This window comes from Pseudomonas sp. ACM7 (assembly GCF_004136015.1).
Classification (GTDB): domain Bacteria; phylum Pseudomonadota; class Gammaproteobacteria; order Pseudomonadales; family Pseudomonadaceae; genus Aquipseudomonas; species Aquipseudomonas frigoris.
On record NZ_CP024866.1, the window covers coordinates 127,567 to 154,292 of the forward strand.

At 60.1% G+C, this 26,726-nt stretch carries 22 protein-coding genes and 4 pseudogenes; 8 read left to right on the forward strand and 18 right to left on the reverse strand.

What is annotated here, in order from left to right; translation table 11 throughout:
* Positions 1 to 167: 167 nt before the first annotated feature.
* Together CUN63_RS00605 and CUN63_RS00610 are read left to right on the forward strand one after the other, a co-directional pair.
* Positions 168 to 368 (forward strand): hypothetical protein, encoded by a 201-nt coding sequence (locus CUN63_RS00605; RefSeq protein ID WP_129436740.1) that lies wholly within the window; start codon positions 168 to 170, stop codon positions 366 to 368.
* A 183-nt stretch (positions 369 to 551) separates the two neighbouring features.
* Positions 552 to 992 (forward strand): hypothetical protein, encoded by a 441-nt coding sequence (locus tag CUN63_RS00610; protein WP_129436741.1) that lies wholly within the window; start codon positions 552 to 554, stop codon positions 990 to 992.
* 20 nt (positions 993 to 1,012) lie between these two features.
* Here the strand turns inward: CUN63_RS00610 and CUN63_RS00615 are convergent.
* The 10 genes and pseudogenes from CUN63_RS00615 to CUN63_RS00660 form a co-directional block, all read right to left on the reverse strand.
* Positions 1,013 to 1,227, reverse strand: a pseudogene (locus tag CUN63_RS00615) (class II aldolase/adducin family protein); the annotation flags it as partial.
* A gap of 223 nt (positions 1,228 to 1,450) precedes the next feature.
* Positions 1,451 to 2,872, reverse strand: a complete 1,422-nt coding sequence (locus CUN63_RS00620; RefSeq protein ID WP_129436742.1) for a mannose-1-phosphate guanylyltransferase/mannose-6-phosphate isomerase — start codon at positions 2,870 to 2,872, stop codon at positions 1,451 to 1,453.
* 133 nt (positions 2,873 to 3,005) lie between these two features.
* Positions 3,006 to 4,097 (reverse strand): mannuronate-specific alginate lyase, encoded by a 1,092-nt coding sequence (locus tag CUN63_RS00625; protein WP_129436743.1) that lies wholly within the window; start codon positions 4,095 to 4,097, stop codon positions 3,006 to 3,008.
* Positions 4,097 to 5,494 carry an alginate biosynthesis protein AlgX gene (locus CUN63_RS00630; protein ID WP_129436744.1) on the reverse strand — a complete coding sequence of 466 codons (1,398 nt, stop codon included), beginning with the start codon at positions 5,492 to 5,494 and terminating at the stop codon, positions 4,097 to 4,099. Before CUN63_RS00630 ends, CUN63_RS00625 begins: the two co-directional genes overlap by 1 nt.
* A gap of 11 nt (positions 5,495 to 5,505) precedes the next feature.
* Positions 5,506 to 7,023, reverse strand: a complete 1,518-nt coding sequence (algG, locus tag CUN63_RS00635) for a mannuronan 5-epimerase AlgG (RefSeq protein ID WP_129436745.1) — start codon at positions 7,021 to 7,023, stop codon at positions 5,506 to 5,508.
* An 86-nt stretch (positions 7,024 to 7,109) separates the two neighbouring features.
* Positions 7,110 to 8,498 carry an alginate export family protein gene (locus CUN63_RS00640; protein WP_256657744.1) on the reverse strand — a complete coding sequence of 463 codons (1,389 nt, stop codon included), beginning with the start codon at positions 8,496 to 8,498 and terminating at the stop codon, positions 7,110 to 7,112.
* Positions 8,499 to 8,539: 41 nt separating this feature from the next.
* Positions 8,540 to 9,940: an SEL1-like repeat protein gene (locus CUN63_RS00645; RefSeq protein WP_129436747.1), complete on the reverse strand. Its 1,401-nt coding sequence runs from the start codon at positions 9,938 to 9,940 to the stop codon at positions 8,540 to 8,542.
* Positions 9,937 to 11,151, reverse strand: coding sequence for an alginate biosynthesis protein Alg44 (locus CUN63_RS00650; RefSeq protein WP_129436748.1), 1,215 nt, complete (start codon positions 11,149 to 11,151; stop codon positions 9,937 to 9,939). Before CUN63_RS00650 ends, CUN63_RS00645 begins: the two co-directional genes overlap by 4 nt.
* A 117-nt stretch (positions 11,152 to 11,268) precedes the next feature.
* On the reverse strand, positions 11,269 to 12,750 hold the full coding sequence (locus CUN63_RS00655) for a glycosyltransferase family 2 protein (RefSeq protein WP_129445038.1): 1,482 nt from the start codon (positions 12,748 to 12,750) through the stop codon (positions 11,269 to 11,271).
* A 61-nt stretch (positions 12,751 to 12,811) separates the two neighbouring features.
* Positions 12,812 to 14,122, reverse strand: coding sequence for a nucleotide sugar dehydrogenase (locus CUN63_RS00660; RefSeq protein ID WP_129436749.1), 1,311 nt, complete (start codon positions 14,120 to 14,122; stop codon positions 12,812 to 12,814).
* 623 nt (positions 14,123 to 14,745) lie between these two features.
* Here CUN63_RS00660 and CUN63_RS00665 point away from each other — a divergent pair.
* Both CUN63_RS00665 and CUN63_RS00670 read left to right on the forward strand, forming a co-directional pair.
* Positions 14,746 to 15,013: pseudogene (locus CUN63_RS00665) on the forward strand (transposase); the annotation flags it as partial.
* 149 nt (positions 15,014 to 15,162) lie between these two features.
* Positions 15,163 to 15,641 (forward strand): annotated as a pseudogene (locus CUN63_RS00670) (hypothetical protein).
* A gap of 8 nt (positions 15,642 to 15,649) precedes the next feature.
* Here the strand turns inward: CUN63_RS00670 and CUN63_RS00675 are convergent.
* Complete coding sequence (locus tag CUN63_RS00675) at positions 15,650 to 16,723, reverse strand: NAD(P)-dependent alcohol dehydrogenase (RefSeq protein WP_129436750.1); 1,074 nt, start codon at positions 16,721 to 16,723, stop codon at positions 15,650 to 15,652.
* Between the two features lie 156 nt (positions 16,724 to 16,879).
* Between CUN63_RS00675 and CUN63_RS00680 the strand changes: the two genes are divergently transcribed.
* Positions 16,880 to 17,806, forward strand: coding sequence for a universal stress protein (locus CUN63_RS00680; RefSeq protein WP_129436751.1), 927 nt, complete (start codon positions 16,880 to 16,882; stop codon positions 17,804 to 17,806).
* A gap of 137 nt (positions 17,807 to 17,943) precedes the next feature.
* On the opposite strand, the gene CUN63_RS00685 is transcribed toward CUN63_RS00680, so the two are convergent.
* Together CUN63_RS00685 and CUN63_RS00690 are read right to left on the reverse strand one after the other, a co-directional pair.
* Positions 17,944 to 18,756 carry a class I SAM-dependent methyltransferase gene (locus CUN63_RS00685; RefSeq protein ID WP_129436752.1) on the reverse strand — a complete coding sequence of 271 codons (813 nt, stop codon included), beginning with the start codon at positions 18,754 to 18,756 and terminating at the stop codon, positions 17,944 to 17,946.
* Between the two features lie 37 nt (positions 18,757 to 18,793).
* Positions 18,794 to 19,063 carry a DUF4242 domain-containing protein gene (locus CUN63_RS00690; RefSeq protein WP_129436753.1) on the reverse strand — a complete coding sequence of 90 codons (270 nt, stop codon included), beginning with the start codon at positions 19,061 to 19,063 and terminating at the stop codon, positions 18,794 to 18,796.
* Positions 19,064 to 19,257: 194 nt separating this feature from the next.
* Here CUN63_RS00690 and CUN63_RS00695 point away from each other — a divergent pair.
* Positions 19,258 to 20,250 (forward strand): annotated as a pseudogene (locus CUN63_RS00695) (AraC family transcriptional regulator).
* 9 nt (positions 20,251 to 20,259) lie between these two features.
* On the opposite strand, the gene CUN63_RS00700 reads toward CUN63_RS00695, so the two are convergent.
* Positions 20,260 to 21,471, reverse strand: a complete 1,212-nt coding sequence (locus CUN63_RS00700; RefSeq protein WP_129436754.1) for a cytochrome c biogenesis protein DipZ — start codon at positions 21,469 to 21,471, stop codon at positions 20,260 to 20,262.
* Positions 21,472 to 21,817: 346 nt separating this feature from the next.
* Positions 21,818 to 22,081 (reverse strand): DUF2790 domain-containing protein, encoded by a 264-nt coding sequence (locus CUN63_RS00710; protein WP_129436756.1) that lies wholly within the window; start codon positions 22,079 to 22,081, stop codon positions 21,818 to 21,820.
* 305 nt (positions 22,082 to 22,386) lie between these two features.
* Here CUN63_RS00710 and CUN63_RS00715 point away from each other — a divergent pair, with 305 nt between their 5' ends.
* Positions 22,387 to 23,127 (forward strand): response regulator, encoded by a 741-nt coding sequence (locus tag CUN63_RS00715; protein WP_033060285.1) that lies wholly within the window; start codon positions 22,387 to 22,389, stop codon positions 23,125 to 23,127.
* Positions 23,124 to 24,425: a HAMP domain-containing sensor histidine kinase gene (locus CUN63_RS00720; RefSeq protein WP_129436757.1), complete on the forward strand. Its 1,302-nt coding sequence runs from the start codon at positions 23,124 to 23,126 to the stop codon at positions 24,423 to 24,425. Before CUN63_RS00715 ends, CUN63_RS00720 begins: the two co-directional genes overlap by 4 nt.
* Positions 24,426 to 24,462: 37 nt before the next feature.
* Here the strand turns inward: CUN63_RS00720 and CUN63_RS00725 are convergent, their stop codons facing one another.
* Genes CUN63_RS00725 through CUN63_RS00735 form a run of 3 tightly spaced genes read right to left on the reverse strand, consistent with a single transcriptional unit; the run spans position 24,463 to position 26,717 of the window.
* Positions 24,463 to 24,873: an SRPBCC family protein gene (locus CUN63_RS00725; protein ID WP_129436758.1), complete on the reverse strand. Its 411-nt coding sequence runs from the start codon at positions 24,871 to 24,873 to the stop codon at positions 24,463 to 24,465.
* A gap of 27 nt (positions 24,874 to 24,900) precedes the next feature.
* Positions 24,901 to 25,698: an SDR family NAD(P)-dependent oxidoreductase gene (locus CUN63_RS00730; protein ID WP_129436759.1), complete on the reverse strand. Its 798-nt coding sequence runs from the start codon at positions 25,696 to 25,698 to the stop codon at positions 24,901 to 24,903.
* Between the two features lie 2 nt (positions 25,699 to 25,700).
* Positions 25,701 to 26,717 carry an aldo/keto reductase gene (locus CUN63_RS00735; protein WP_129436760.1) on the reverse strand — a complete coding sequence of 339 codons (1,017 nt, stop codon included), beginning with the start codon at positions 26,715 to 26,717 and terminating at the stop codon, positions 25,701 to 25,703.
* Between the last annotated feature and the right edge of the window lie 9 nt (positions 26,718 to 26,726).

A 26,726-nucleotide genomic window follows, 5' to 3' on the forward strand; every position in this document is an offset into this window, starting at 1 on the left:
TATCAAGGAGCGACTGCTCCTCGGACGGTGGAGTATTGCCACCCGGTAGAATTCAGGCCGTCTGACCGCCGGTACGTTTCGTCAGGTAATCGAGGAACGCCGACAAAAAATCTCGAACTCAAGCCATAGCGTTGAATCCAATGTTCAGGTCAATGGAGGTCAGCGATATGAACAGCGATGACAGTGTTAATGACGTCAAATCAAATGCAACGTCAAACGCCGAAAGAGAGCTTGAGGACAGGGACACGGACGCCAAAGGTGTGGATGAAACCGTTACGCCCTCTTCAACTCGAACCAAAGAGCAGGAAGCTGAGGAACTCAGTCGGAAAATAGCTGGGATAGAACGGAAGGTGGCGGACGGTAACTAGTAAGGCTCCAAGGGACGTGAGGTTGTAATCTTGAAGACACGCCGCTCCTCTCCTTCACCAATGTATTTGCATTGACGTTGGACGGGGCTAGGCCGGTTCCGGTGCTACGCTTTCATTTCCTCGAATAGAGAACGAAGCGATGTCCACCGAACTCTCGATCCCCACACGTTCACGACTGTAGCCATGAAACGGTTCCTGATCGGTGGTATCGCCGTAGCGATTATCGGCACGATGACGTATGGATTTTTCCAATGGAAAGTCGTCGAAAGCCACAAGCACGACATGCTGTGTGGAGAGGCCAAGCAGACGCTGAAAGGCGTGGAAATGCGAGCGAGGGCGTTGGCTGCCGGATTGTCTGTAGACGCCTATGCCAAGGCTGAAGAAGACGAAGTGGCGACACTCATTGTTGCGCTCGATGCCGCCAAGAGCGACGCTGAGGTCGACTCGGTCATAGAGGCTCACGCTGCCGCCCTGGAAGCGGAGGATGCGGCTATTGACGCTCAGGTTGATACCCGAGGCGATCAGACATTCCTCGAGCAGCGACTCGTGAAACAGCGGATACCTGTCGACGTTAAACAAGAACTGCAACGCGCCGCGAAGGCCGTTAGCGTCAAGTGTAGTTAGTGTTCAACTGTGCCCTACCCCACCGCCCCCAAAAGCAGCCCAAAGGCATTGATCAGGAAATGCTCGTCGGGCCCCGGCACTCGCGCCGAAAAATGCGTGTAGATGTGATCAGTCCATTTGAACAGGGCCGCCAGCCGATAGGCCGCGGCCAGTTTCACCCGCACATCCCATTCTTCGGGCTGACGCGCTGGCGAACATTTTTAGAGACGCTGGATAACGGGCTGACGCTGCTCATGGCAAAACTTCCTGGAGGGCCTTAAGGATCTCCAGCAAGCCTATGGGAAGCCAAAAAATAATAAAAAGCACATGTTAATCCAAGCTAATTATCATTTTTTTTATTATATTTCAGCCACTCCATTCATGCCGCGCTCCGAAGGCAGGGGTCGTGGGTTCGATCCCAACGAAGCTCGCGTATCTTCCTCGTTCGATAAACAAGCCAACGCTTCTGGTAAATGGGCTCAACTCTTGACCTGTTGGCTCCTGCCGTAGACATCTTCCAGGCGCTCGATATCGTCCTCGCCCAGGTAACTGCCCGACTGCACCTCGATGATTTCCAGCGGGATCTTGCCGGGGTTGGACAGGCGGTGCACCGAAGCGATCGGGATGTAGGTTGACTGGTTTTCAGTGAGCAGGAAGACCTTTTCGTTGCACGTCACCTGGGCTGTACCGGAGACCACGATCCAGTGTTCGGCGCGGTGGTGATGCATCTGCAGGGAAAGCTGCGCGCCCGGTTTCACGGTGATGTGCTTGACTTGGTGGCGGGTGCCGCTGTCCACCGAATCGTAACTGCCCCAGGGGCGATACACCGCGCAGTGGCTCTGGGTTTCCGAGCGACCTTTGGCATCGAGCGCATTGACCAGTTTTTTCACGTCCTGCACGGCATCGCGGTGCGCGACCATCAACGCATCTTTGGTTTCTATCACGACCAAATCGTTCAGCCCTAGCAGGGTCACCAGCTTGCTACTGCCATGCACGAAGCAATTGCGGCTGTTGTAGCTGACGACATCGCCCTTGAGCACATTGCCGTCGACGTCTTTGTCGTGCACATCCCACAGCGAAGACCAGCAACCGACATCACTCCAGCCAGCGCTTAGCGGGACGACCCAGGCGCGGCTGGTGCGCTCCATCACCGCATAGTCGATGGAGTTGTCCGGGCAGCATTCAAAGGTGACCCGATCGATACTGGTCACGCCTTCGCTGCTGCGGCTGCGCTCCAGGGCCAGCACGCAGGTGTCGTACATGTCGGGTTCGTGAGTGCGCAACTCGTCGAGATAGCGGCTGGCACGGAACAGGAACATCCCGCTGTTCCAGAAGTACTCGCCGGATCGGACAAATTCGCTGGCGGTTTGCTGGTCGGGTTTCTCGATAAACTTCTCGACCTTGAAGGCGCCGGCGCCAGCATCGCTGCCGGCGGCCTTGATATACCCAAAACCGGTTTCCGGACGCATCGCCGGAATGCCGAACAACACCATATTGCCTTTGAGCGCCTCTTCCTGCGCGTGTGACAGCGTGGCGCGCAAGGCGGGCACGTCACTAATCACGTGGTCGGCCGGAAGCACCAGCAGCAGCTCATCGCGGCCCTCGGCGATCAGCTTGAGGGCCACCAGCGCCACCGCCGGCGCGGTATTGCGGCCGAAGGGTTCGAGCAGTATCGCCTGCGGCGTACAGCCGATGGCGGCGAGTTGTTCATTGACGATAAAGCGATGTTCCTGATTACAGACCACGATCGGCTTGCCGATACCCTCGAACGCCAGGCGCTGCAGGGTCTGCTGAAACAGCGATCCCTCGCCTGCCAGACTCAGGAATTGCTTGGGATACAACTTGCGCGACAACGGCCACAACCGCGAACCACTGCCGCCGGACAGAATGACTGGAATCATTGCACTTTCCTCCTGCACCTTCATCACTCGACATGAAGGCGCTTCGAACAGCGAAGGACTGCCTTCTCTTTTACAACACAAGCCCAATTACGAATGGCCCCACCGGGTATCCAGAGCGTGTTGGTTGTTACATTTATTCTTTCTGGTCAGCAAATAGCTGGGTGATGTCGCCGCCCAGGCGGTAGGTTTTCATCGGTTCGAACGATTGGCGCCAGCGGTTGGTTTGCAACGAGCAGTCGTACAGCGCGCAGTAAGGTTCCAGCCAGGCAAACTTGCCATCCTCGTCGAGGTCCTCGAGTTCCTGCTTGTAGCCGGTCTTGCGTTCAAACGTGCGTGGGTCCTTGATCCCCTCCTCCACCCGCGCTGCCAGACGCCGCATGGCACCGTGGTTTTCTTCGCGCAGGTCGATGTCATTGGCTCGGGCAAAGGCAGCGATCATCATCAGCGGCCCCATCGCATAGTTGTGGTAAGCCAGCGCACGGGTTTCGCGGTTCAGTTCGTTGGGCAGGTATCCGTCTGCATCGACCTGGGAAGCGCCGATGCGAAACTGCGCTACCGACCAGTCGAACAGGTCGCGTCGGTCGACCACCACCGAGGCCGCCATGACGGCCCAGGCCGCCCAATACTGGTGATTGTTCAGTCGGTCCAGTGGCTGGTCGCGCCAGTCCCGCACCACCTGATCGGCGAGCTGGCCGATCCAGACCTCGATCGGTCGGGTCTGCGCCTCGCGGCCCCTCAAAGGCTGCGAGCGCGAATACTTGAGCCGCAGATAGGCCGAAGAAATACTGCCCAGCGCCCATTTGCGCATCGACTTGCCGGTATGGGTGTAGGTGGTACTCAGCAGCGCCTGCGCCTTGGCCCAATCGCCCAGCCAACTCAGGGTGCAGTCCACATGGCCGGCGCGGCCGAGCCGTAAATAGGCGGCGACTTGTTTGTTGACGCCCTTCTCCAGTTCGTTGATATCGGCTGACATTTGCTTGTAGCGTTGGTTGGATTCCACGTTGAGCTGATCACGTGCCTTGCCCGAGCCCTCGTACTTACTGGGGATCAACAGGTCACCGGTATAGGGTTTGGGCGCCGCCGGACAGCTCGGCACGTCGCCATTCTTCTCCACGGCCGACGCGTAATAGCCCTGCGGCGGGCGCAGTTGAGCGGCCACCGCCTGCACGGTCGGCCCCATCAGAATGAAGGCCACGCCAATGGCGGCCCAGTGCGCCTGACGCATCAGTGCCCCTCCGTCTGCGCGGTGCGCAGGGAAGGTGTCGCAGAGATGACGGGCTTGGCACACAAGCGGGCCGAGAGCTCCATGGAGGTCGGTCCAGGCGGTGGCTGCACGTCCATGGAAAGAAAAGTCAGTTCGTCCCAGTCCGCATCGGCGCGCAGCTCGAAGGCGAAGCGGCCCTGGGTATTGACCGTCGGCGAACGGCTCAAGCTGATGTTTTCCTGGCGACCGTTCATGTAGGTCAGGGTCGCGCTCATCAGATGCACGGCGGGATCGGCGAACTTTAGGTCGACCTGATAACGATTGCCCTTGATCGGATACACATTGCCGCCACCGCCGTTGAACAACACCTGATTGCGCCCGCTGTGCAGGGTCGAAAGGCTTTTGAGCAGCGGCGCCTGGTTGTCGCAGCCATCGCTCAGCGCTGCCATCGCCTGCCGGTAGAAACTGGATTTGCCCAGGTTGTCGAGATTATCGGTTTCCCACACCAGCACCGTCGGCGGGCGCTTCTGGAAGTCGTCGCCGAGCAGGTAGGCGATCAACGAATCATCATAGCCACCGCCCGGCACACTGAAGTTGCTGACCGGCGTCTGCAGATACTGTTCGAGGAAGCCGGCAAAGTTGAACGCCTCGCCGCTGGCGCTGGTACCGATCAATACGACCTTGGCGGGGACCTTGGCATCGCCTTGGGCCCGGGTTTGATAACGGGTGACAAACTGCGCCGCATAACCGTTGCCGCAGATCTGCGCGGCGGCTTTTTGCAACGTGCCAGAGCGTCCCAACAAGCCGACCGGCTGGCTGGCGAAGACCTGATGCGGCAACGCCTTGAGCACGTCGTTACCGCTGAGCGTCTGGGCCACCAGCTGGGCGCTGCGTTCGGCGCCATAGGGCGTCCAGTTGTGGTCGCCCTTGAAGTAGAAAGGCTGCCCGGTTGGCTGCGGCGCACCCAGCAGGCTGGTGAAGTCGGGGACCAGAATACGTAAGTCGCGCACCCGGTCCAGCGTTTGCAAGTAGTTCTGCCGGGCCTTGGCCTGATCGAAGTTGGCCAGTTCCAGCGGCGTCAGGCGGTCGGCATGCAGCAAGCCGCGGCTGGGTGGCAACACCAACACCAGCTCGACCCCGCGTTGGGCCAGCCCGTCGCGCAGACGCTTGAGGGCTTTGTAACCGCTCTCATCGAGGCCGAAGTCAGTGCGAAAATCGCTTTGGGTGCGAAAGAGCCACTGGTCTTGGGCCTCCACCAGGGTCGCGTAGTTTTTCAGCTCCGGCTGCTCGTAAAGTGTCGCCTGCGCCGCTTGTGGGCACAGCTGACAGCAGGCCTCGGCCGTGTACTCCGGCTGCGCCTGTCCCCACGTCGGCACAGACAGCAGGCACAGCGCGGCAAATCCATGGAGGGTGTTCATCGGCAGGCTCCTCACAGTGTCTCGGGCAGAATCAACGCGGCTGCATGGCGGCGCAGGAGAATGTCCATCAAGTCGCCTTGCACCTCCCCCAGCAAACCGGTGAAGGCAAGGCCGTCCTGTTTCTGCGGCGCCAGAAAGGTCAAGTCATAGAGTTCCAGACGCGAGGGTGAAAACACGGTGATGGGGCTGGAACCGTTGCCGATCAGCTTGCCGCCGACCACGGTGAGCGACAACCTGGCTTCGTAGGGGTCTTCCTTGAGGTCGCGGTCGCTGCCGCGCAAATCCTTGATGTGACCGTAGATACCGGTCAGGGCATTGGCCATCAGCTCGTTTTCATACAGCCGCACACCGGTGCTGTTACGCACCCGGATCCCGTGCCGGTCATTGTCGATCGCGCGGTTGCGCCAGATCAGGTTATTGCCGCTCTCATACAGGGTCATGCCGTCGGAGCGGTTTTTGTAGGTCTCGTTGTAGGCCACCAGGTTATTGACGCTGGAACGGTCCAGAACGATGCCCGACAGGTGGTTGTTGTAGGCGCGGTTGTAGATGATCCAGCTGTCGTTGACCTCGCGTGAGAGGATAATGCCGTGCTTCTTGCGGGTACCAAAGGCGTCGTTGTGGGCAATGATCAGCCGGCGTGAACGGTCGTGCGGGTCGATGCCATAGACGATGTTGTCGCGGTAGGAATTGCCGAGAATCACCACGTCGTCGGCCTCATAGCAATAGAAGCCGTACCAGTTGTCAACGAACTGCGAATTGAGCAACCAGCCGGTCGGCCGCTTGCGCTTCATCTTCGGCGCCATGCTCGGGCTGTACTGGGAAATACTCACCCCATAACTCTTGCTCGCGGTGTAGCCGAAGCTGGTGATGGTGCTGTTGACGATGTAGGTCTCGGTGCCGCCCCAGGACACCAGGAAGGGCCGAAACTCCCCCTCTTTCTTGTACCAGGCCGGGCTGTCGTCCTTCTCGCTCCAGGCGCTGACCTTGGTGTCGGTGATAAACAGCTTGCCGTCATTGACCAGGAAGGAACCGCCCTCCTGGGACAATCGCAACTCCTTGACCGACTTGTCGATATGCAGGGTCCCGCCCGGACGTATGACGATTGGCAAGCGTGCCAGAAACACTCCCGGCGCAGTTTCGCGCAAGGCCGTCGGTGGCAGGCTGCGCGCCAGTTGCGTCAAGTTCATGTAGCCCCGATCGATGAAGATCGCCACCGGCATTCGCTGCTGGCGCACCACCCATTCCTTGAGACGCTCCTTGCCGCCGATGAACTCGTCGAGCGAGTTTTCCTTGAGCATCGGCTGGATCAAGGCACTGCCGGCGGGCTTGTAGGAAATCTTCGCCATGGCTGCCTCGGCCGTATAGCCGGACAGGTCGGGGATCTTTGGCTCGCTGATCAGCAAGGGCTTTCCCGGAGCCTCGCTAATGGTATAGCGCGGCGCGAATACGAGACCCGCCGCGCTGACACCCGCGGTCTGCACCAACAGCAGTCCGGCGAGCAACAGCCCTATCTTGACGACACTGTCCATAAGCCTCACTCATCAAAATAAATGCAACCTGGTGTGATCAAGGCGCTGTTGCCCACGATGGCATCACTGCGGGCAACAACCTGGGCCTAGATTTTCCAGACGAAATCAATGAACGCCCGGTGCATGCTCGAGTCGGTGTCGCTGGCGTACGCGTCACCCGGGAAGAACACGCCGAGGCGCAAGCGGATCAGCGCCGAGGGTTCGTCGACCCAATCCACCATGCTCGCGGGCAACAGGCCTTGTTTGAAGTACTTGGTCATGACCAGATCGACTTCCTGGCCCAGGTCCTTCTCACCGTCCACCAGTGCCGCATTGATGATCCCGCCGTCGCCGGTGTCCTGCTGGTCGTCGACCCGCCAGAAGCGGTGGTAGACGAGGCTGGCGTCGTAGTCCTCGCGCAACTGCCAGGAGCCGAACAGGGTAGCCACCTGGAGGTTGCTCAGTTCACCGCGAAAGGCTTCGCCGAAACGGTGAACGCGCGAACGCGTGCCGGTGTAGTTCGAGCGATTGCTCTGCAGGCCGGTTTGCTGGAACTGATTCTCCTGGTCGTTACCGCCGCCGTCGCCGCGGGCTGCGGCAGCGCCGAGGCGCCAGCTTTCATCGATGTTCCAGCGCAAGCCCAGGTCCGCGCCCCAGGCGTTGACGTCGCCACTGGTGTGGCCCGTCGCAACTCGATCGCCGTTAGCATCGATCACGCTGGTAAGGTTGTCGCGACTGCCGGTCAGCCAGGTCGCGTTGAGCCAGTAATTGACCGGCATCGTCGAGCGATAGTTGTAGCCGTCACCGTTCGCTTCGAGACCGACCCAGGTCAGGCTGCCGGTGTTGGTCTTGTCGAGCGCATCGAGCTGCTCGCCCGTATTGGGCAGACTGCCGCTGTCCTCGGAGTGATGCACGCGCAGGCCCAACCAGTGATTGGGCGCCCATTGCGTAGAGATGTCGGCGAAGGCATGGGAGCGGTCTTTGTCTTGGGGCGCCAGGTCGCTCAAGTCAGTGCGGTAGTCGGAAAAGCGTTCAGCGGCGCCGAGGTGGGCGCGCAACAGCGTGGTCTCGAAGGTCCAGTTGAGCGCTTCGATGTTGGTGTCCATCCACTCGCCGCTGTCCTCGCGCAAACGCTGGCGCCCCAAGCGCAAATGCTCGCCCGGATAGGCGGTGATGCCCGAATAGTCGACCCAGAACTCGCGCATCGCCAGGTAGCTGTCATCGGTCCCGCGGGCGTTACTTTCGTCGACGCCGTTGTTCACCGTATCGGTGTCGATGGTATCGGTCGCTGCCACCGCCTGCCCCATCAAATAGGCACTCCAGTCACCCCATTGGCCAAAGGCCCAGGGGCGCAAGTCGATGCCAATACCGTTGAGGGTGCCACCGGGTGCGGTGCCCAGGTCACGGTCGTCCTGCGACTCACCGGTAATCTTCACATCCAGGCCGAAATTCTTCGGAGCCACCTCCGCCGCCAGCACCAGACCGGCACTGCACATCAGCGAAACACCCAGACCACAACCTGCCAATAATGCTTGCTTCATAGTAAGTCCTGTCCATTTTCCGGAGTTTGCAGTCTGGCTAGCGCCGCGCCCGTCAGACGGGCCTGGGCTTCCCCTTCAAGCAAAGGCTGCGCGATTTTCCTTTCTGCCGGGGTCAGCCCCGACTGCAGGGCCGACAGCACTGGCTCTGCATTTACCACGCCCTGACGCTGCGCGAGTTGCGCAAAGACATAGGCATTGATCCGATTGACCTTGACCCCGCGGGAGTCGGAAAACATGTGCGCCAGGGCCAGGTCGGCATTGGGCGAACCGTTGCGGGCCGCCAGCAACAAATGTTGCAGCGCCTTCTGCGGTTCGACCTGGCCCAGATAACCGCGCCGGTACAACTGGCCCAGGTAGTAATGCGCCCCGACTTCACCGGCCGCGGCCGCCTTGAGCAAATGCTCTTCAGCCAGACGCGGGTTCTGCGGCAACCATTTGCCGAGGTAATACAGCCGCCCGGTCAGCAGTTCCGCCCGTGGGTCGCCCGCCTCGCGCCCGCGCTGCAAGGCCGAGAGCAATTGCGGCGCATCGCCTTGCACGGGGTAGTCGTTGATCAACCGTGCCAGGCTGGTCCAGGCCGGCGCATAGACCGGCGCCAATTCCTCGAGCAGGCGCTGGGCGCTTTGTGCATCGGCCGGGCCTTCGAGGGCTGGCGACGATAGAACGCGCGCCACCGACTCGACCCGCAAGGGCGCGACTCGTCCCTCGCGCCAACCCTGGCGCAACTCCACCAGCAAGGCCGCTTGCGCATTGGGCTGGGCGCGCATTCGGTTGATGGTGGCCAGCTCCACATAACAGGCATCGAGTACCGCAAGCCGAGCCCGGCACATCTGCTCGATCTGCGGCAGGTGAGCCTTATAGGTGCCCTGATTGCGGTAAATCAGAATCTGCGCCAGATCCGCCTCGACAATGCCCTGGGCGCGCCAGCCATCGACCTTCTGCTGCGGATCCACCCCAGGCACCAGTTGCGGGTAGCCCAGGTACAACAACGTCAGCGGCACCACCGCACTGAACTCGCCTTTATCCAGCGCGCCTTCCAATAATTGCTGGGCCTCGCGCACTTGCTTGGGATCACTCGGTCCCTGACGCAACAACAAGCGGCCCAGACGTGACTGCGCCTTGACCGACTCCGGCGCGGCCTGCCGGTACAAGGCTTCAGCCTCTTTCAGGCTCGCCGGGTCGCCCGCCGACGCCGTCAGGTCGCCCATCCCGGCCTGGGCATCGGCATAGCCGTCCTGGGCCAGCGCCGCATAGTGCTTGCGTGCCGTTTCATAATCGCCGCGCAACATGGCCTCGCGCGCCAACCCCTGATCCGGCAGGGTGCCGCAACCATGAATCATCATCAGAGCTGCGGCCAGCGCAGAAAACCGCAGCCCCGATCGCCATGCGCCGTTCATTTTCCGGCCGCCATGGCTTTATTCTCCCAGGCATTCTTCACCCAGGTATTGGCCGCCCAGGCATTCTTCACCCAGGCATTGCTTTGCAGGTTTTCGATACTGACTTCCACCGGACGCCCGGCGAGATCGGTCTGCAACGCGCTGTCAGGCTCAATGGTGACCCGCAGGTCGGAGGCCAGGCCGCCGTTGTCCAGCACCACCGTGGCGATTTTGCCCGTGCGTGGCTGTTCTTCACCCACCAGTTGGAAGCTCACTGCCTTGCCAGGCTGGATCTTGGCAAAGTTCTTATAGGGGAAGCGCGCCTCGATGGTCGCCACACCATCGATCGGCATCAACTCGTATACCGTGGTGCCCTTGCCGACGACCTGGCCGTCCGGCACCAGCTGCGCCACCACCCGGCAATCGCAAGGGCTGGTCAGCGAACCTTGCAGGGTCCGGCTGAACAGGCGCTCGAGGTTTTCCGGGGTCGCCTGCCCGGGTGGCAGGTTGCCTTTCATCACATCCAGCAGCGACGCGGAAAAGGTCGCCAGCGGCGCCCCCTTGGACACCACCGCCCCCACCTTGACCAACGACTTGACGCTGCCGTCGCGCGGCAGGCCGATCAACTGGCCGGGCACGTTGACCCGCGCCGATTCGGCATGAGTGACGAAATAAATGCCATACAACTGGTTCAGCACATAACCAAAGGCACCCAGTCCCACCAGGAACATCAGCAGGCTCACCGTGGTCGCCCGCAAGCGTGCGAAAAAGCCCAGGCCGTTGCCGCTATCGTGCTTTCGCGGCTTGGTGAAGTTGTCGCGCTGCTGGGTCGCGAGCATGTCACCCAGGCTGATCACCCCACCCGAGAGGTAGGAGGTGATCAGATAACGCAATGCGGAGATCGCACGTGGAGGCAGGTTGTGGAACTCGCAACCCACCCGCAGCCCCTCGCTGCCTACCGAGCGCACGACAAACTCCACGTCGATGGCAAACCCAAGCGCATCGACCTGAAACACCAGTTTGCCTTTGTGCTGTCGGCCCACGATCAGCGGTGGGTTCAGCTGACTCAGGCTGAAGCCACCGGCCGACAAGTCGATCAGTTCGCAATCGAACATCTCCCGGTTCGGCACGTGTAACTTGAGCCTCGCCGGTAGATTCAGCCGCGCATGCTGACGCTGCACCTCCGACTCATGCACAACATTGTCATCAACAGCAATACAAGCTGTGTTCATAACGCGTCCCTTCCCTTCCACGATTGAGAACGATCCGGCAGGTCAGAGCCGGTATGCACCTTTATCCTTTACCGCTGTGCAGACCGGCACGGCATGCCGACTGCCCTGACACCTGCGCTACACCATCCACATCAGCAGCGCGCAAAACACACTGCCGGCCGAAAAGGTCATGGCCCGCGACGACCAGGTATTGAACCAGCGCTGATAGCTGGCCAGCCCGCGGTCGAGTCTGGTTTTCTGGCGCGTCCACGATTGCCGGTCGAGACGGAAGAACACATAGATCTTCACCACGGCGCCGACCAACTGGTTGTAATAGAGAATCAGTGGATAGGCCGGCCCGACCGGGTGCCCCGAAGCCAGCAACAGCAGACTCAGGAACAAGCGAGTCAGGCCGATCCAGAGCACATAGATCAGCAGGTAGGCCATGCTGTATTTGAGGCTGGCAATGATCGCCACTGACGGCCCGAGCAGGCTGGCCCACATCGATACGCGTTGATCGAACAGCACCAGCGAGGTGAACCAGCCCAACCGCTGCACGCCCAAGTGCAGCGCCCGCGAGTTCTGCCGCAGGTTATTGCCATACCAACGGAACATCAGCTGGCGGCTGGCCTTGAAGAAGCTCTTTTCCGGGGGGTGCTCGACCGTGTTGATCGCCGCATCGGGCACATAAAAGGTGTCGTAGCCCAGCCGCATCAGGCTGTACCAACTGGACTTGTCATCACCGGTCAGGAAGCGGAAACGCCCCAGGCGCCAGTGCTGCAGATAATCGCTCTCTACGTCTTGAATAAAGCCGGGGTCGGTCACCACTTGGGCGCGAAACACCGACATCCGCCCGGTCATTGTCAGCACTCGCTTGCCCAGTGCCATCGAACACATATTGATGTGCCGCTGGGCGAACCGCAGCTTATGCCATTGGCTCATCAGGTAGCTTCCGCGCACCTCGCAGAACTCATTGGTGGTCAGCCCGCCGACGTTCGGGAACAGCTTGAACCAGGGCACGGTCTGACGCACCAGCCCGGGCGAGAGCACGGTGTCGCCATCGACCACCGCCACCACCGCATCGGCATCCGGCAAATACCGGGAGATCGCCCGAAAACCATGGGCCAGGCCATCGCGCTTACCGGTGCCGGGAATCCGCACGAAGCTCAGCTTGACCTGCTCCGGCGGGGTATAGCTGTCCCACAGCGCTTTGATCAGCAGTTCATCGGCCAGCTCGACGATGGAACAGACCACCGTGGTCGGGTAACCACAACCGATGGCCTCTTCGATCACCGAGCGGTAGACCTGCGCCGTGGTCAACGCATCGATACGAAAACTGGTGACCAGCAAAAACACCTGCGACGGATCGGCAGTGCTGCCCAGCCTGGTGACTCTGCGTCTGTAATAAGGGAATACCAGATAAAGGAACAGCATCCCCCGCAGGTAATGGATCGCGCCCATCGAATAACGCCAGATACCGACCGCCCCCAGCAACAGGAGAAAGTCCCTGGATTGGGGATCGAACACGGTGCGCGGCAGCAACAGTGCAAGCCCCATCAGCGCGGTGACGTAGAACAACCAGCCCGCAGCTTCGCGCAAGTAAACCCTGGAATCAGCCATACCTATGACCCCCCGTTCGATAAACCCATGTTGTTTGGGGCGCATCAGCTCCGCGCCTCGCTTACCAGCAGATACCCTCGAGCCGATCGTCACTGGCGTGTGGCAGGAAGCCCACCAGGTCAACCACCTGCTTGCCCTCGGGCACCTGAAGCGCAATGGCTTTGAAGGACTCGTCACTGTTACCCAGCACGATCACCTCCGCCTGCTCGATCACTTTCGCAAGGTCAGGGCACAACAGCGAAGCCAGGTGCGGAATCTTCGACTCGATGTACTCTTTGTTGGCCCCGTAGATACGCGCGTATTCAACGTTGCGGTCGAAGATATGCAGGTCGTAGCCCTTGCCTATCAGCATCTCGGCCAACTCCACCAGCGGGCTTTCGCGCAGGTCATCGGTGCCCGCCTTGAAGCTCAGGCCGAGTAGCGCGACACGCCGCTTGCCGTAACTGCTGATAATGTCGAAGGCTCTCTGTACCTGCACCGCATTGCTGCGCATGATCGAGGCCAGTAGCGGGTGCTCGACGTCCATTTGCCCGGCGCGATAGTTCAGCGCACGCACATCCTTGGGCAGGCAGGAACCGCCGAACGCAAAGCCGGGGCGCATGTAATAACGCGACAGGTTGAGTTTGGTGTCCTGGCAGATCACGTCCATCACATCGCGACCGTCCACGCCGGCGGCCTTCGCGATATTGCCGATCTCATTGGCGAAGGTCACTTTGGTCGCGTGCCAGACATTGCAGGTGTACTTGATCATCTCCGCCACTTCGATGCTCCTGCGCAGGAGCGGCGCGTCCAGCTCTTGATAAAGCGTGGCGAGCATGTCACCGCTGCGCTGGTCGAGTTCACCGATCACCGTCATGGGCGGACAGTTGTAATCCTTGATCGCGGTACTTTCGCGCAGGAACTCCGGGTTGATCGCCACGCCGAAGTCGACCCCGGCCTTCTTGCCGGAATAGTCTTCAAGTATCGGGATCACCACGTTCTTCACCGTGCCCGGCAGCACCGTGCTACGCACCACTACTGTGTGCCAACTGTGCTTGTCGTGCAGGGCTTCTCCGATCTCGCGGCAGACCGACTCGATGTAGACCAAGTCCAGATCGCCATTCTTCTTGCTGGGCGTACCGACGCAGAGGAACGACATGTCCGTGCCCATCACTGCCGCCTTCACATCACGGTCACCACGCAGCCGCCCAAAACTCACACCCAGCTCGAGCAGCGGCTCCAGGTCGGGTTCAACGATGGGCGACTTACCCTGGTTGATCAGGTCAACCTTGACTTGCGAGACATCCACCCCGATTACGTCATGACCGCGAGCACAGAGACAGCCCGCACATACAGCGCCCACGTACCCCAAACCAAATATGCTGATCCGCATGGGTGAATCCCCCGTATACCTTGATTCAAGAATGCCATCGGCATGCCGCGCAGGCCGACAGTCGCTCTACCGCACCAACTAATAACCGATCGTTAGGCACAACTTGACTCTCGACCCACACCGTAAAATTGGAGTGTAGACAAACATCAAGCACGTTCTGTTTTTTTTAAAATAAATTTCGAACACTTCGCGCCGACAACATGAGTAGTTAGATCAGCAAAGTGAGTACCCACATCGTAAACACGTTAACCATTGATAAAATTACTATTAAAATCAGTGGCATATAAAAATTATCGTGACTGACACCTCAAACAAAAACATATACCCGCGCACCAAAAACAAGCAGATACTTACGATACTTACCGGACAGACACGCCTAAAGCCCTGACACAGTGCAATGCCAACGTTGCAACATTGTAAGCGTATCTAATAAATTCCTCGTACTGTGTAAAGCTACTGAAACACGTCAATTTTTTTAATAACTATTTATTGGCGCTCGCCCTACACGCAATAGTTAATACCTTTTAAAGAACAAACTCTTTAGGGACTCTCCGAATAAGTCCTCGAATGTGCTGATATATGTCCTGACTACCTGAGCGAGCCGCCCATGAACCCGATGAGCTCTGCTGGCGCTGATCGAGCCGTACTATCCCAAGGCCGGCGGCGGCGCACACCTTATTCTCCGGACGCTATGCTGCGCATTCATCGGCTGCAAAACGGTTTGCATTGAGCGATTCGGCGATGGAAGAGGCGCTCTATGAAATCACTTCGCTGCGCCAGTTCGCCCAGCTCACGCTGGGCGCTCCGATCCCTGAAGACACCACCCTCATGAATGTCCGGCATCTGCCGGAAAAACACCCGTTGGCGGCGGGAATCCTGGCCGTCATCAATGCCGCGACGGTGGAGCTGGCGAACACTCGCCGTAGCTATGACATCGTCCCGGTCAAGGTTGATGAGCTGGCCGAGCAGCAACGCATCGCTGACACCAAAACGCTGAAGCGAAATACCGTCGCCCGGTACTGGCCGGTCTGGTCGTTGCAATGGCCTTGTCGTTCACCTTTGCGGCCCAGGCCCGGGAAACGGTACGAATCGGTTACCAGAAGTCATCGACCCTCATCACCTTGTTGAAAACCCAAGGCACGCAGGAAAAAACCCTCGCGCAGAAGAACATCGATGTGAGCTGGCATGTGTTTTCAAGTGGTTTGCCACTGCTGGAAGCGCTGAATGTCGGCAACGTCGATATCAGCGCTGACGTGGCGGATACCATGCCGATTTTTGCTCAGGCTGCGCAGGCTGATCGCTGCCTTGGAAAAAGCAGGCGGCGCAAATACTCAGCCCATTGTGGGGCAACCTTGATGTAACAACCATCGAGACGGCCAACACCCATCGCAGCTACCAGGTACAGCCGGTGCAAGGCGATCAGTTGGGTGAGCAGCAGAAAATCGCCGACGCTTTTTTTGCCGCGGGTTTATTGCCCAAGGCAGTGGATGCGAAAGACGTCGATATCTGGAAACCCTGAGGACAAGCTCAAGGCGTGATCGCAACTTTCATCACCCCGTCCCGCTGATGCGCAAACAACTCATACGCGGCTTCGATGTCGTCAAGCTTGAAGCGATGCGTCACCAGCGGCGACAGATCGACGCCACCGCTTTGCACCACCGCCATCAACCGTCGCATGCGTTCTTTACCGCCGGGGCACAGGGTGCTGACGATGCTGAAATCCCCGAGCCCCGCGGAAAAAGCTTCGAGGGGAATGCGCAGATCACTGGAGTAAACCCCCAGGCTGGACAAACGACCACCGGGGCGCAACACCCGCAGCGCGGACTCGAAAGTACCCTGGGTGCCCAGCGCTTCGATGGCCACGTCGACACCTCGACCGTCGGTCAGGGCCATGATCTGCGCGACCACGTCGCCGTCCTTGAAATTGACCACGTGGGTCGCACCCAACTGCCGGGCGACGCTCATCCGTTCTGCCACGGTATCGATGCCGATAATGGTGCTGGCGCCCTTGAGGCGCGCGCCGGCCACGGCACACAGGCCGATCGGCCCGAGGGCGAACACTGCCACGGTATCGCCAATCTTGACCTCGCCCCGCTCTGCCCCGGAAAACCCGGTGGACATGATGTCCGGGCACATCAGCACCTGTTCGTCGCTGAGGCCATCGGGGATCGGGCACAGGTTGGCCAATGCATCCGGCACCAGCACGTACTCGGCCTGGCAGCCATCGATGGTGTTGCCGAACTTCCAGCCACCGGCGGCGCGGAAGCCATGGCGGGTGTCCGGGCCATCCTGTGAACTGCAACCGCACAGGCAGGCGTAACTTTGTCCGCTGGGGGTAATGGCGCCGGCAATCACCCGCTGGCCTTCGACAAAACCACGCACCTGCGAGCCCAGCCGCTCGATGATGCCCACCGGTTCGTGACCGATGGTCAGCCCTTTGGCCACCGGGTATTCACCCCGCAGGATGTGCACGTCGGTGCCGCAGATCGTCGTGGTAGTAATGCGGACCAGCGCATCCAGCGGCCCGACCTCGGGGATCGGTTTGTCATCCAGCACGATGCGGTTTTTCTCAACGAATATCGCGGCTTTCATGGTTGCCATCGGGGTTCTCCTGAGCGTTCACGTGCGCTTGAGTTCAGCATGAACCTCAGCCTGCGCCCGGTTTACGGACGGGAGGTTGATCATGGTCAATACTTAGAGACTGGATGTACGTCGCACGAGCCGCACGTCGGGCGGCTAATCCACGGGAGGTTCGTCATGTCTGGTCAATCCCGCTTCATGCTGGTTGCATCACCGCTGATGGAACACAGCCCCGCTTTCGACAGGGCCGCTGCGCTGGCCAAGGCCGAAGACGCCGCGCTGCACATCGTCGCCTTCGATTATCTGGAAGGCCTGGCGACCGCCAGTCTGGTCAACGAAAAGGCGCTGGAACAAATCCGCGTGGGCTACGTCGAGCGCCACCGCCAATGGCTTGAGGAACAGGCCCGCCCCTTGCGCAAAATCGGTGTGCACGTCACCACCGAAGTGGCCTGGGTCGAACGCCCCTTGGAGGAAATCCTGATTCACCTCAAAGAGCAGCCGATGGACGTGCTGATCAAGGCGCTGGAGCACGAATCGCTGCTGTCGCGGCTGATGTTTACCCCGCTCGATGTGCATTTGTTGCGCGAATGCCCGGTGCCGCTGCATTTCGTGAGCCACGCCGTGCACGCCTTGCCGCGAAAGATCGTCGCGGCGGTCGACCCCTTTCATCGCGATGACCATTACAAAACCTTCAACGACCGGATCCTCCACGAGGCGGCGAAACTGGCGAGCGCCTGTAATGCCGAGCTCGATGTGGTCTACGCCTATGACCTTTCATCCATCAGCGCCGACGAATTCGGCTTCGACAACGGGTCGGCGTTCTTCTCGTCGGGCAAGGCCAAGACCGTATTCGATTACCAGGAGGATGCCTTCAACGACTTGGCCGAGCGCAACGGCATCGCGCCGGAGCAGCGGCACATGATCATGGGCAACCCGGCCAAAGTCCTCACCCGCTATGTCGATGCATATGACGTTGACGTGATTGTCATGGGCCGGATCGGTCATCGCGGCATGGGCCGGCTGATCGGCAGTACGGTGGAGCATCTGCTGTACAAAATGCCGTGCAGCGTTTGGGTGGTGTACACCGAGCGGCTGGATGAATAGCCGCGATACACGCAGCCCCTGTAGGAGCTGCCGCAGGCTGCGATCTTTTGATCTTGACCCTATTGCGTCGAATGAAGATCAAAAGATCGCAGCCTGCGGCAACTCCTACAGTGTTCTCTTCAGATAGGTGAATGAGGTCAACGCCGGGTGATCACCACTTCCAGGTATTCACTCGGCACCACCAGCGATTTTTCTCCCGCTCTGTTCATACGGTTGATCAGTTCGGTCAGGTCGTTTTCCAGCCCTTGGGCGCCTTCAGGAGGCAGCGCCGCGAAGGCTTTGTGGACCGGGCCGTACCAGGTGCGGAACGTATCGATGAAATGCGCCGCCGAGCGGTAACGGAAGTTGAAGGTTTTGCGCGTCACCTGGACCTGAAAGTCACGTTCGTCGAAGTGCGTGTGCAGCCAGGCTTCGGTGCCCCACTGCGAAGGCGGTTGAGCGCCCGGCGGTGGCGGCAGGTGGCGGCCGAGGGTCTTGAACATCTGGCCGACGAACCCTTCGGGCGTCCAGTTGGCGAGGCCGATCCGCCCTCCGGGGCGACAAACCCGCGCCAGTTCCGTGGCGGCCTTGGGTTGGTCCGGCGTAAACATCACACCGAAGGTCGAAAGCACGGCATCGAAGCTGGCATCCTCGAACGGCAAGGCTTCGGCGTCAGCCACTTGAAACGTGACTTCCAGGTGTTCTGCCCTGGCCCGGTCTTCGCCGCGTTCCAGCAGCGCGGCCACGTAGTCGGTAGAAGTGACATGGCAACCACGGCGCGCGGCAGCGAGCGTCGCGTTACCGTTGCCGGCGGCCACGTCGAGTACCTGTTCATCGCAGAGCAGGTCGCAGGCTTCGGCCAGTTGCTCGCCGACGATCTGCAAGGTGGTGCCGATCACGGCATAGTCGCCACTGGCCCAAGAGGCCATCTGACGGTTTTTCAAGGCAGTAAGATCAATGCGTGTACTCATGAATTCCGCTCCGTTGCGGGTTGGAACGCAACCCGGCTTATTCGGCCGTGGTGGGATCGATGATGGCCGTGACCTGGGAAATGCGGTTGGCCGGGAAACCGCTCTGCCTGGCGTGTTCCTTGATCAACTCTTCGTTGGGCGCGATGTACACGCAGTAGAGCTTGTCACCGGTGACATAACTCTGCTGCCACTGCACCTCTGGCAAGTCGCGCAACGTCTTGCAGGACTTTTGCGAAGCGGCTTTCAAATCCCTTTCTGACAGTGTTCCAGCACCCGGAATCTCGCGTTCTATAACGAACTTAGGCATGGCAACCTCTCATTCTTGTTATTGATGACAGGGTCGGCAGACCCTGTAGGTCAACTATCGCGCCGGGCAACGCTGGCGTCCTGCCCGATCGTCGGCCAACCCTGCCCGATCGTCCGGAGATTTCACGCTCTGGCGCGACAGGCTCACAATCAAGCTCACCACCCAAAGCTGCCCGCCAACACGGGAAAACCACCATGGACGCCCTGTCCCAGACGTTGCGCGTCGTCCACCTGGTCGGCGCGATTTTCATCAATGCCAGGTTCACTGCACCCTGGTGCTACCAATCGCCGAGCGCCGACGCGGCGGCTCCGTTTCTGGAGCCCGGCGCCGAACGCGTGGTGATCTTCCACTTGATCACCGAAGGCGAGTGTTATGTCGAACTGGGTGATGATCCCCCGCTCCTGCTGACGGCCGGCGATGTGGTGGTTTTCCCTCAGGGAGACGCCCACCGCATGAGCTCTAACCCGGGGCTCGCACCCGCCACCGGTGCGCGGCTGGACGTGGTGCTGGCGCGCCGTCCACGGCAATTGAGCTATGGCGGTGGCGGCGCGATAACGCGGTTGGTGTGCGGCTATCTGGCGTGCGATACCCGTCTGGCCGGCATGTTGCTGACCGGGTTGCCGGCGGTGGTCCGGGTTAATGTGCGAGGCTCGAATGCCGGTATCTGGCTGGAATCGTCGGTCCGTTATGCACTGGCCGAAGCCCGATCGCCCCGCCCCGGTGGCGAAGGTGTGCTGGCGAAACTGGCCGAGGTGTTGTTCATTGAGGTGCTACGCCTGTACATGCACGAACAGGGCGAAGGTCGCACCGGTTGACTGGCGGGTGTGGGCGACCGGATTGTCGGCGCCGCCCTCAACGCATTGCACAAAAAACCGTGTCACGCCTGGACCCTGGATGAACTGGCGCGCACTGCCGGTACTTCAAGATCGGTGTTGGCGGAGCGCTTTCAGCAACTGGTGGGAAGTTCGCCGATGCAGTACCTGACGCAATGGCGGATGTTGCTGGCGGCCAACCTGTTACGCAGCAGTAACAGCTCGTTGATGCGGATTGCCGAAGAGGTGGGCTACCAAACTGACACGGCGTTCAGTCGGGCGTTTCGTCGAGAGTATGGAGCGCCACCGGCGGCGTGGCGGCGCAGTCAGGAGAAAAAACCAATGACCCACGGCGCACAGCCTGTGAGCCATTGATGTGAAGCCTTACGCAGCGGGTGCTTTGGCCTCTTCCAGTAACTGCTGAATCACTTTCTCCTGAGTCTCGTAACTGCCTTCACCAAAGTGGGTATAACGCACCTGACCCTTGGCATCGATCAGGTAGTGAGCGGGCCAGTACTGGTTGTCGAAGTTGCGCCAGATCGCGTAGTTGTTGTCGATCGCCACCGGGTAGGTGATGCCGAGCTTTTTCACTTGATCCTTGACGTTGTCGATGATGCGCTCGAAACCGTATTCAGGGGTGTGGACGCCGATCACTACCAGGCCGTCCTTCTCGTATTTCTTCGCCCAGTCCTTCACGTACGGCAAGGTGTGCTGGCAGTTGATGCAGTCGAAGGTCCAGAAGTCCACCAGCACTACTTTGCCTTTCAGCGAATCGTTGCTCAGGGCTGGCGAGTTAAGCCATTGCACTGCGCCGGCAATTGACGGCATGGCGCCTTTGGCGTTGTCCATGGACGAGTCTGCGTTGACCTTGCTGACGAAGTAATCGACGACTTTCGGTACGGTTTCCAACACACTTTTCTCGATGCTGCTGACGCCTTCGGACGAAGTGCCGGCCAGCAGTGTTTTGTCGGCACCGGTGGAAATCACCGCCGCAGCCGCCAGCACCGCAGCACCCGCACCACGACGCAGCCAACCGGTGACCGGGATCGACGCTTTCAAGCGATTGACCAGGCCGCGACCGGCGAAGATCAAGGTGCCCAGGGACAATGCGCTGCCCAGGCCATACGCCACCAATAACAGGCTGGTTTGAGCGTTTGCACCTTGCAGCATGGCGCCCGTGAGGATGACCCCGAGGATCGGTCCGGCGCACGGTGCCCAGAGCAGACCGGTGGCAACGCCGATCATGAGCGAACTCAACGGGCCGGACATTTTGCGTGTGTCCGGATCGAGGCGGTTGCCCAGCGCCACGAAGGGACGGGCCAGCCAGTCACCGACACGGGCGGAAATCAGCGACAGGGCGAACAGCACCATCACGATCAGCGCTAAGTGGCGACCGGTGTTGTTGGCTTGTATCACCCACTCGCTGCTGACCACGGCCAGGCTGGAGATCAGGGCGAAGGTCAGGACCATGCCGCCAAGGGTGAGCAGGATCGAGGAACGTGTACGTTTAACACCGGCGAACAGGAACGGCACGACCGGGAGGATGCAAGGGCTGAGGACGGTCAATATGCCGCCCAGGAAAGCGATGAGAAACATGGGATCACCTTGGAAAATTGAGTGCGGCGGTTTACACACATCCCCTGTGGGAGCGGGCTTGCTGGCGAAGAGGTCAGTACATTCAACATTCATGTCGACTGACTCTCCGCTTTCGCGAGCAAGCCCGTTCCCACACTGGATCGGTGGTGTTTACAGATCAGTGTTCCGGGCTTCAGGCCGTCTGGTTGTCCAGCTGCTGCCCCTGCGGCGTACGGCTGGAACCGTCCTGCGCCAGAAAGACGTCCCCGCCCTTCTCCGCCACCGGCGTCAGCTGGAAGCAAGTCGCACTGCCACAGCTTTTCTGTTCAACAGCAGCGTTGGCATGGGCAATGGGTCAGCGCAGGACTCAGTTCTCTGAGTTGCAGCCATCAGCAAATTTGCGATAGTCCAGAACCTGGGTTTGGTTATGGGAATCCAGGTAAGTCAGCTGGGCATCCACAACCCCACAGGAAGTCGAGGCGTCCTGTTTCAGCGACACCACTTTCTTGATGTCCAGGTGCGTGCCGTAGGTGTAGGTTTTAGCGGAGACATCAGCTTCGGCGCGGGCCGACAAGGTGCAGATGTTCAGGGCGGCAAACAGGCAAGCGGCGTAGACGGCTTTGGTGTTCATGGTGGTTTCCTCAAGGCTTCAATAGGTCAATCGTTTATTGGGCCGAGGCGGTTTGATTTGCCTCGATGGAACCTATTAGAAGCCCGCGAGGTATCCCGACTGTGTCGGGAACAGGCGCGTGTAAATCGGTACGTATCAAAACCGGGCCGGGATACACAGCGATACAAAAGCCCTGAAAATGAGTGTTTTTGCGTCCACGTGTATCCGCCGACATGCCAGATACACTGCAATACAAAGGACTGCGGGCGAGCGGGCCAAGGCTCGATAGACTGCGCGACATCCCCCATCTACAGAGACCTGGCCAAATGGAACACGTCGATCACATTCTCATCGTGGACGATGACCGCGAGATCCGGGAACTGGTAGGCAACTACCTCAAGAAAAACGGCCTGCGCACCACCGTCGTGGCGGATGGACGGCAAATGCGCACGTTCCTGGAATCCACGCCAGTGGACCTGATCGTGCTCGACATCATGATGCCGGGCGACGATGGCCTGATGCTGTGCCGTGAGTTACGCGCCGGCAAACACAAGGCCACGCCGGTGCTGATGCTCACCGCGCGCAACGATGAAACCGACCGCATCATCGGCCTGGAAATGGGCGCCGACGATTACCTGGTCAAGCCGTTCGCTGCGCGTGAACTGCTCGCCCGAATCAACGCCGTGCTGCGCCGCACACGGATGCTGCCGCCCAACCTGGTGGTCACCGAAAGCGGTCGTTTGCTGGCCTTCGGGCGCTGGCGCCTGGACACCTCGGCCCGGCACCTGCTCGATGAGGACGGCACGATGGTCGCGCTCAGTGGCGCGGAATATCGGTTGCTGCGGGTGTTCCTCGATCATCCTCAGCGGGTGCTCAATCGCGATCAATTGCTGAACCTGACCCAAGGCCGCGATGCCGACCTGTTCGACCGCTCCATCGACTTGCTGGTCAGCCGCTTGCGCCAGCGACTGCTGGACGATGCCCGCGAACCGGCCTACATCAAAACCGTGCGTAGCGAAGGCTATGTGTTTTCGCTGCCGGTGGAAGTCCTCGGGGCGCCCTCATGAATCTCTCGATGCGCTGGCCCCGCACCCTCGCCTCGCGACTGTCGCTGATCTTCCTGATCGGCTTGATTCTCGCGCAGGCGCTGTCCTTCGGCGCGCAGTACTACGAGCGATACGAAAGCACGAAGAACACCATGCTGGGCAATCTGGAAACTGACGTCTCGACCTCCATCGCCATCCTCGACCGCTTGCCGGCCGAAGAACGCATGAGCTGGCTGCAACAACTGGATCGACGTAACTACCGCTATTTGTTGAACGAAGGCTCGCCGGGCATGCCCATGAGCGATTCGCCCATAGCGATGACTTCGATCAAAGAGGCCATCGGCAAGGATTACCCGATGACGGTCACCGACATCCCCGGGCCGGATAAACATTTTCAGGTCCACCTGAAACTGGCGGACGGTAGCCCGGTAACCATCGACGTTCGACCCTCGATGGTGCCGTTGTCGCCGTGGTTACCCATCGTGTTGCTGGGGCAACTGGCACTGATGCTCATCTGCACCTGGCTGGCCGTGAGAATCGCCATCCGCCCCCTCACCCGCCTCGCCCAAGCGGTAGAGACCCTGGACCCCAACACCCACGCGGTGCACCTGGACGAAAAAGGCCCGACCGAAGTCGCCCATGCCGCCATGGCCTTCAATTCGATGCAGGCGCGCATCGCCGCTTACCTCAAGGAACGCATGCAACTGCTGGCGGCGATTTCCCACGACCTGCAAACCCCGATTACCCGCATGAAACTGCGTGCCGAATTCATGGACGACTCCGTCGAGAAAGGCAAACTCTGGAATGATCTTGGCGAGATCGAACACCTGGTGCGCGAAGGCGTGGCCTATGCCCGCAGCGTGCATGGCGCCACCGAGGAAAGTCGCCGCACCCATCTGGATTCGTTCCTCGACAGCCTGGTGTTCGACTATCAGGACATGGGCAAAGACGTTCAGCTCGGCGGTAAAAGTGACGCGGTGATCAACACCCGGCCGCACGCCTTGCGGCGAGTGCTGGTGAACCTGACGGACAACGCACTCAAATTTGCCGGCGCCGCCGAGTTGTGGGTGGAAGCGAAGGCTGACGGCAGTTTGTCGGTGAAGGTGATGGACCGCGGGCCAGGGATTGCCGAGGAAGAATTGGCTCAGGTGATGGAACCGTTTTATCGCGTGGAGAACTCACGTAACCGCAGCACCGGCGGGACCGGGTTGGGGTTGGCGATTGCACAGCAGTTGGCGTTGGCGATCGGGGGATCGTTGACGTTGAGCAATCGCGAGGGGGGTGGGTTGTGCGCGGAGCTTAGATTGTCGGTTCAGTAACATGATCGTTCCCACGGTGGGAACGATCAGTCCAGGGTCAGGCCGGGTAGTTCGCGCGCAGGGCTTCGAGGCCGCCTTGGTAGATACCGGTAAACAGCGCCACCACTTCCTCGTCACTCACACCGACAGGTGCAAACCGCCCAGACCACGTCACTCGCGCGCCCTGCCCCTGCGCTTCAACACTGATAGTCGCCAGATAGTCAGTAGCCGGAAACGGCGCCTGCAAAATCGAATAACTGTAAGTCTTCCCAGCGTTATCAAACGCCTCCAACCGCTCAACCACCACCGCCCCATCCGCCGTTTGCAAGCTACGCACCCGGCCGCCTTCACTCAGCTCGCTTTTCGGGATAAACGGCAGCCAGTCCGGCAGCGAGTTAAAGCCGCCGATCAATTGCCAAACCTGGTCGGCGGTCGCCGGGATGTCGATGAATGCTGATGCTGCAGCCATGAAATATTCTCTCTCAATCAATAAGGTTCAGATCGCCATGCTGTCGACAACACCACCGTCGACCCGCAACGCCGCGCCAGTAGTGGCCGAAGACAGCGGCGAGGCGATATAAGCCACCAGATTCGCGACCTCCTCGACATCCGCCACGCGCTGGATGATCGAACTCGGCCGGGCCTTGCGCACGAAGGCGTCGGCTTCTTCCCGAACGCTGCGCCCGGATTCGGCGGTGGCGTCCTTGAGCATCTGTTCCAAACCATCGGTCAATGTCGGGCCGGGCAAGATCGCGTTGACCGTCACCCCGGTGCCCGCCAGCCGCTTGGCCAAACCATGGGACACCGCCAGGTTGGCGCTTTTGGTCACGCCGTAGTTGATCATGTCGGCCGGTGTTGCGACCCCGGATTCCGAGGACAGGAAGATCACCCGCCCCCAGCCCTGCTTGACCATGTCTGGCACGTAATGCCGTGACAGGCGCACGCCGGAGATCACGTTGACCTCATAAAAACGCGTCCACTCGCTGTCCGGTGCATCGAAGAAATCCACGTCGTTGAAGATCCCGAGGTTGTTCACCAGGATGTCCGCCCGTGGTTCGGCGGCGAACAACAACTCGGCGCCTTCGGCCGTGCCGAGGTCTGCGGTCAGGCCACGCAACTGCGCGTCCGGCACGCTCTGGCGAATGCTCGCCAGCGCCTGTTCGACCTTGGCCGTCTCGCGGCCGATCACCACCACCGTGGCGCCGGATCCGGCCAGCGCCTTGCTGATGCCCAGGCCAATGCCGGCGGTGCTGCCGCTGACAATGGCGCATTTTCCACTCAGATCGATTTTCATGCTCAACCTCCAATGATCGGCAATGGCGCACGTTCGGACACCAGTTTCGCGTCGCGCATCGCCTGCCAGAAAGCAGCGGGAATGACGGCCGACATCGCGGCAACGTCTTCAGCAATCCGGTCCGGACGGCTGGACCCCGGAATCACCGCCGCCACGGCCGGGTTAGCCAACGAGAACTGCAACGCAGCTGCCTTGATGTCGACACCATGCGCGGCAGCAATGCGTTTGATCTGCTCGACTTTATTGATGATCGCCGGGCTGGCTTTCTGGTACTCGAAGTGTGTGCCACCGGCCAAAATGCCCGAGCTGTAAGGACCACCGACCACAATCTCGACGTTCTGCGCCAGCGCGGCATCCATCAAACGCTGCAAGGCACGGTCGTGGTCGAGCAGCGTGTAGCGACCCGCCAGCAGAAAACCGTCCGGCTGAGCTTCGGTCAGATCCAGGGTCAGTTCGCACGGTTCAACCTTGTTCACGCCCAGGCCCCAGCCCTTGATCACGCCTTCTTCGCGTAAACGGGTCAGCACTTTGAAGGCGCCGGTGCGGGCCTGGTTGAAGTATTCCAGCCACTGATCGCCGTAGAAGTCCTGGGCGATGTCATGCACCCAGACGATGTCCAGACGATCGGTTTGCAGGCGCTTGAGGCTGTCTTCGATGGAGCGCATCGTGGCATCGGCGCTGTAGTCGTTGACGATCTTGTTCGGGCGGCCGTGTTCGAACACGCCGCTTTTTTCGCCCAAGTCACGGGCCGCCGCATCTTCAACTTCATCGAGAATGACCCGACCGACTTTGCTGCTGAGTACATAGTCGTCACGGTTGTACTGGGCCAACGCGGCGCCCAGACGAATTTCCGACAGGCCCGAGCCGTAAAACGGAGCGGTGTCGAAGTAACGCACACCGGCATCCCAGGCGGCGTGGACAGTAGCCATCGCCTCTTCTTCAGGAATGGCGCGGAACATGTTGCCCAATGGAGCGGTGCCGAAACCGAGGGTGCCAGGCAATTTGTCTTTCAAGCTCATGGGTTTTTC

Excerpts from the sequence above, each read along its gene's own strand:
- CUN63_RS00605 (WP_129436740.1), top strand. The coding sequence starts at position 168 with ATGAACAGCGATGACAGTGTTAATGACGTCAAATCAAATGCAACGTCA.
- CUN63_RS00610 (WP_129436741.1), top strand. The coding sequence starts at position 552 with ATGAAACGGTTCCTGATCGGTGGTATCGCCGTAGCGATTATCGGCACG.
- CUN63_RS00620 (WP_129436742.1), bottom strand. The coding sequence starts at position 2,872 with ATGATTCCAGTCATTCTGTCCGGCGGCAGTGGTTCGCGGTTGTGGCCG.
- CUN63_RS00625 (WP_129436743.1), bottom strand. The coding sequence starts at position 4,097 with ATGCGTCAGGCGCACTGGGCCGCCATTGGCGTGGCCTTCATTCTGATG.
- CUN63_RS00630 (WP_129436744.1), bottom strand. The coding sequence starts at position 5,494 with ATGAACACCCTCCATGGATTTGCCGCGCTGTGCCTGCTGTCTGTGCCG.
- algG (WP_129436745.1), bottom strand. The coding sequence starts at position 7,023 with ATGGACAGTGTCGTCAAGATAGGGCTGTTGCTCGCCGGACTGCTGTTG.
- CUN63_RS00640 (WP_256657744.1), bottom strand. The coding sequence starts at position 8,498 with ATGTGCAGTGCCGGTCTGGTGCTGGCGGCGGAGGTGGCTCCGAAGAAT.
- CUN63_RS00645 (WP_129436747.1), bottom strand. The coding sequence starts at position 9,940 with ATGAACGGCGCATGGCGATCGGGGCTGCGGTTTTCTGCGCTGGCCGCA.
- CUN63_RS00650 (WP_129436748.1), bottom strand. The coding sequence starts at position 11,151 with ATGAACACAGCTTGTATTGCTGTTGATGACAATGTTGTGCATGAGTCG.
- CUN63_RS00655 (WP_129445038.1), bottom strand. The coding sequence starts at position 12,750 with ATGGCTGATTCCAGGGTTTACTTGCGCGAAGCTGCGGGCTGGTTGTTC.
- CUN63_RS00660 (WP_129436749.1), bottom strand. The coding sequence starts at position 14,122 with ATGCGGATCAGCATATTTGGTTTGGGGTACGTGGGCGCTGTATGTGCG.
- CUN63_RS00675 (WP_129436750.1), bottom strand. The coding sequence starts at position 16,723 with ATGGCAACCATGAAAGCCGCGATATTCGTTGAGAAAAACCGCATCGTG.
- CUN63_RS00680 (WP_129436751.1), top strand. The coding sequence starts at position 16,880 with ATGTCTGGTCAATCCCGCTTCATGCTGGTTGCATCACCGCTGATGGAA.
- CUN63_RS00685 (WP_129436752.1), bottom strand. The coding sequence starts at position 18,756 with ATGAGTACACGCATTGATCTTACTGCCTTGAAAAACCGTCAGATGGCC.
- CUN63_RS00690 (WP_129436753.1), bottom strand. The coding sequence starts at position 19,063 with ATGCCTAAGTTCGTTATAGAACGCGAGATTCCGGGTGCTGGAACACTG.
- CUN63_RS00700 (WP_129436754.1), bottom strand. The coding sequence starts at position 21,471 with ATGTTTCTCATCGCTTTCCTGGGCGGCATATTGACCGTCCTCAGCCCT.
- CUN63_RS00710 (WP_129436756.1), bottom strand. The coding sequence starts at position 22,081 with ATGAACACCAAAGCCGTCTACGCCGCTTGCCTGTTTGCCGCCCTGAAC.
- CUN63_RS00715 (WP_033060285.1), top strand. The coding sequence starts at position 22,387 with ATGGAACACGTCGATCACATTCTCATCGTGGACGATGACCGCGAGATC.
- CUN63_RS00720 (WP_129436757.1), top strand. The coding sequence starts at position 23,124 with ATGAATCTCTCGATGCGCTGGCCCCGCACCCTCGCCTCGCGACTGTCG.
- CUN63_RS00725 (WP_129436758.1), bottom strand. The coding sequence starts at position 24,873 with ATGGCTGCAGCATCAGCATTCATCGACATCCCGGCGACCGCCGACCAG.
- CUN63_RS00730 (WP_129436759.1), bottom strand. The coding sequence starts at position 25,698 with ATGAAAATCGATCTGAGTGGAAAATGCGCCATTGTCAGCGGCAGCACC.
- CUN63_RS00735 (WP_129436760.1), bottom strand. The coding sequence starts at position 26,717 with ATGAGCTTGAAAGACAAATTGCCTGGCACCCTCGGTTTCGGCACCGCT.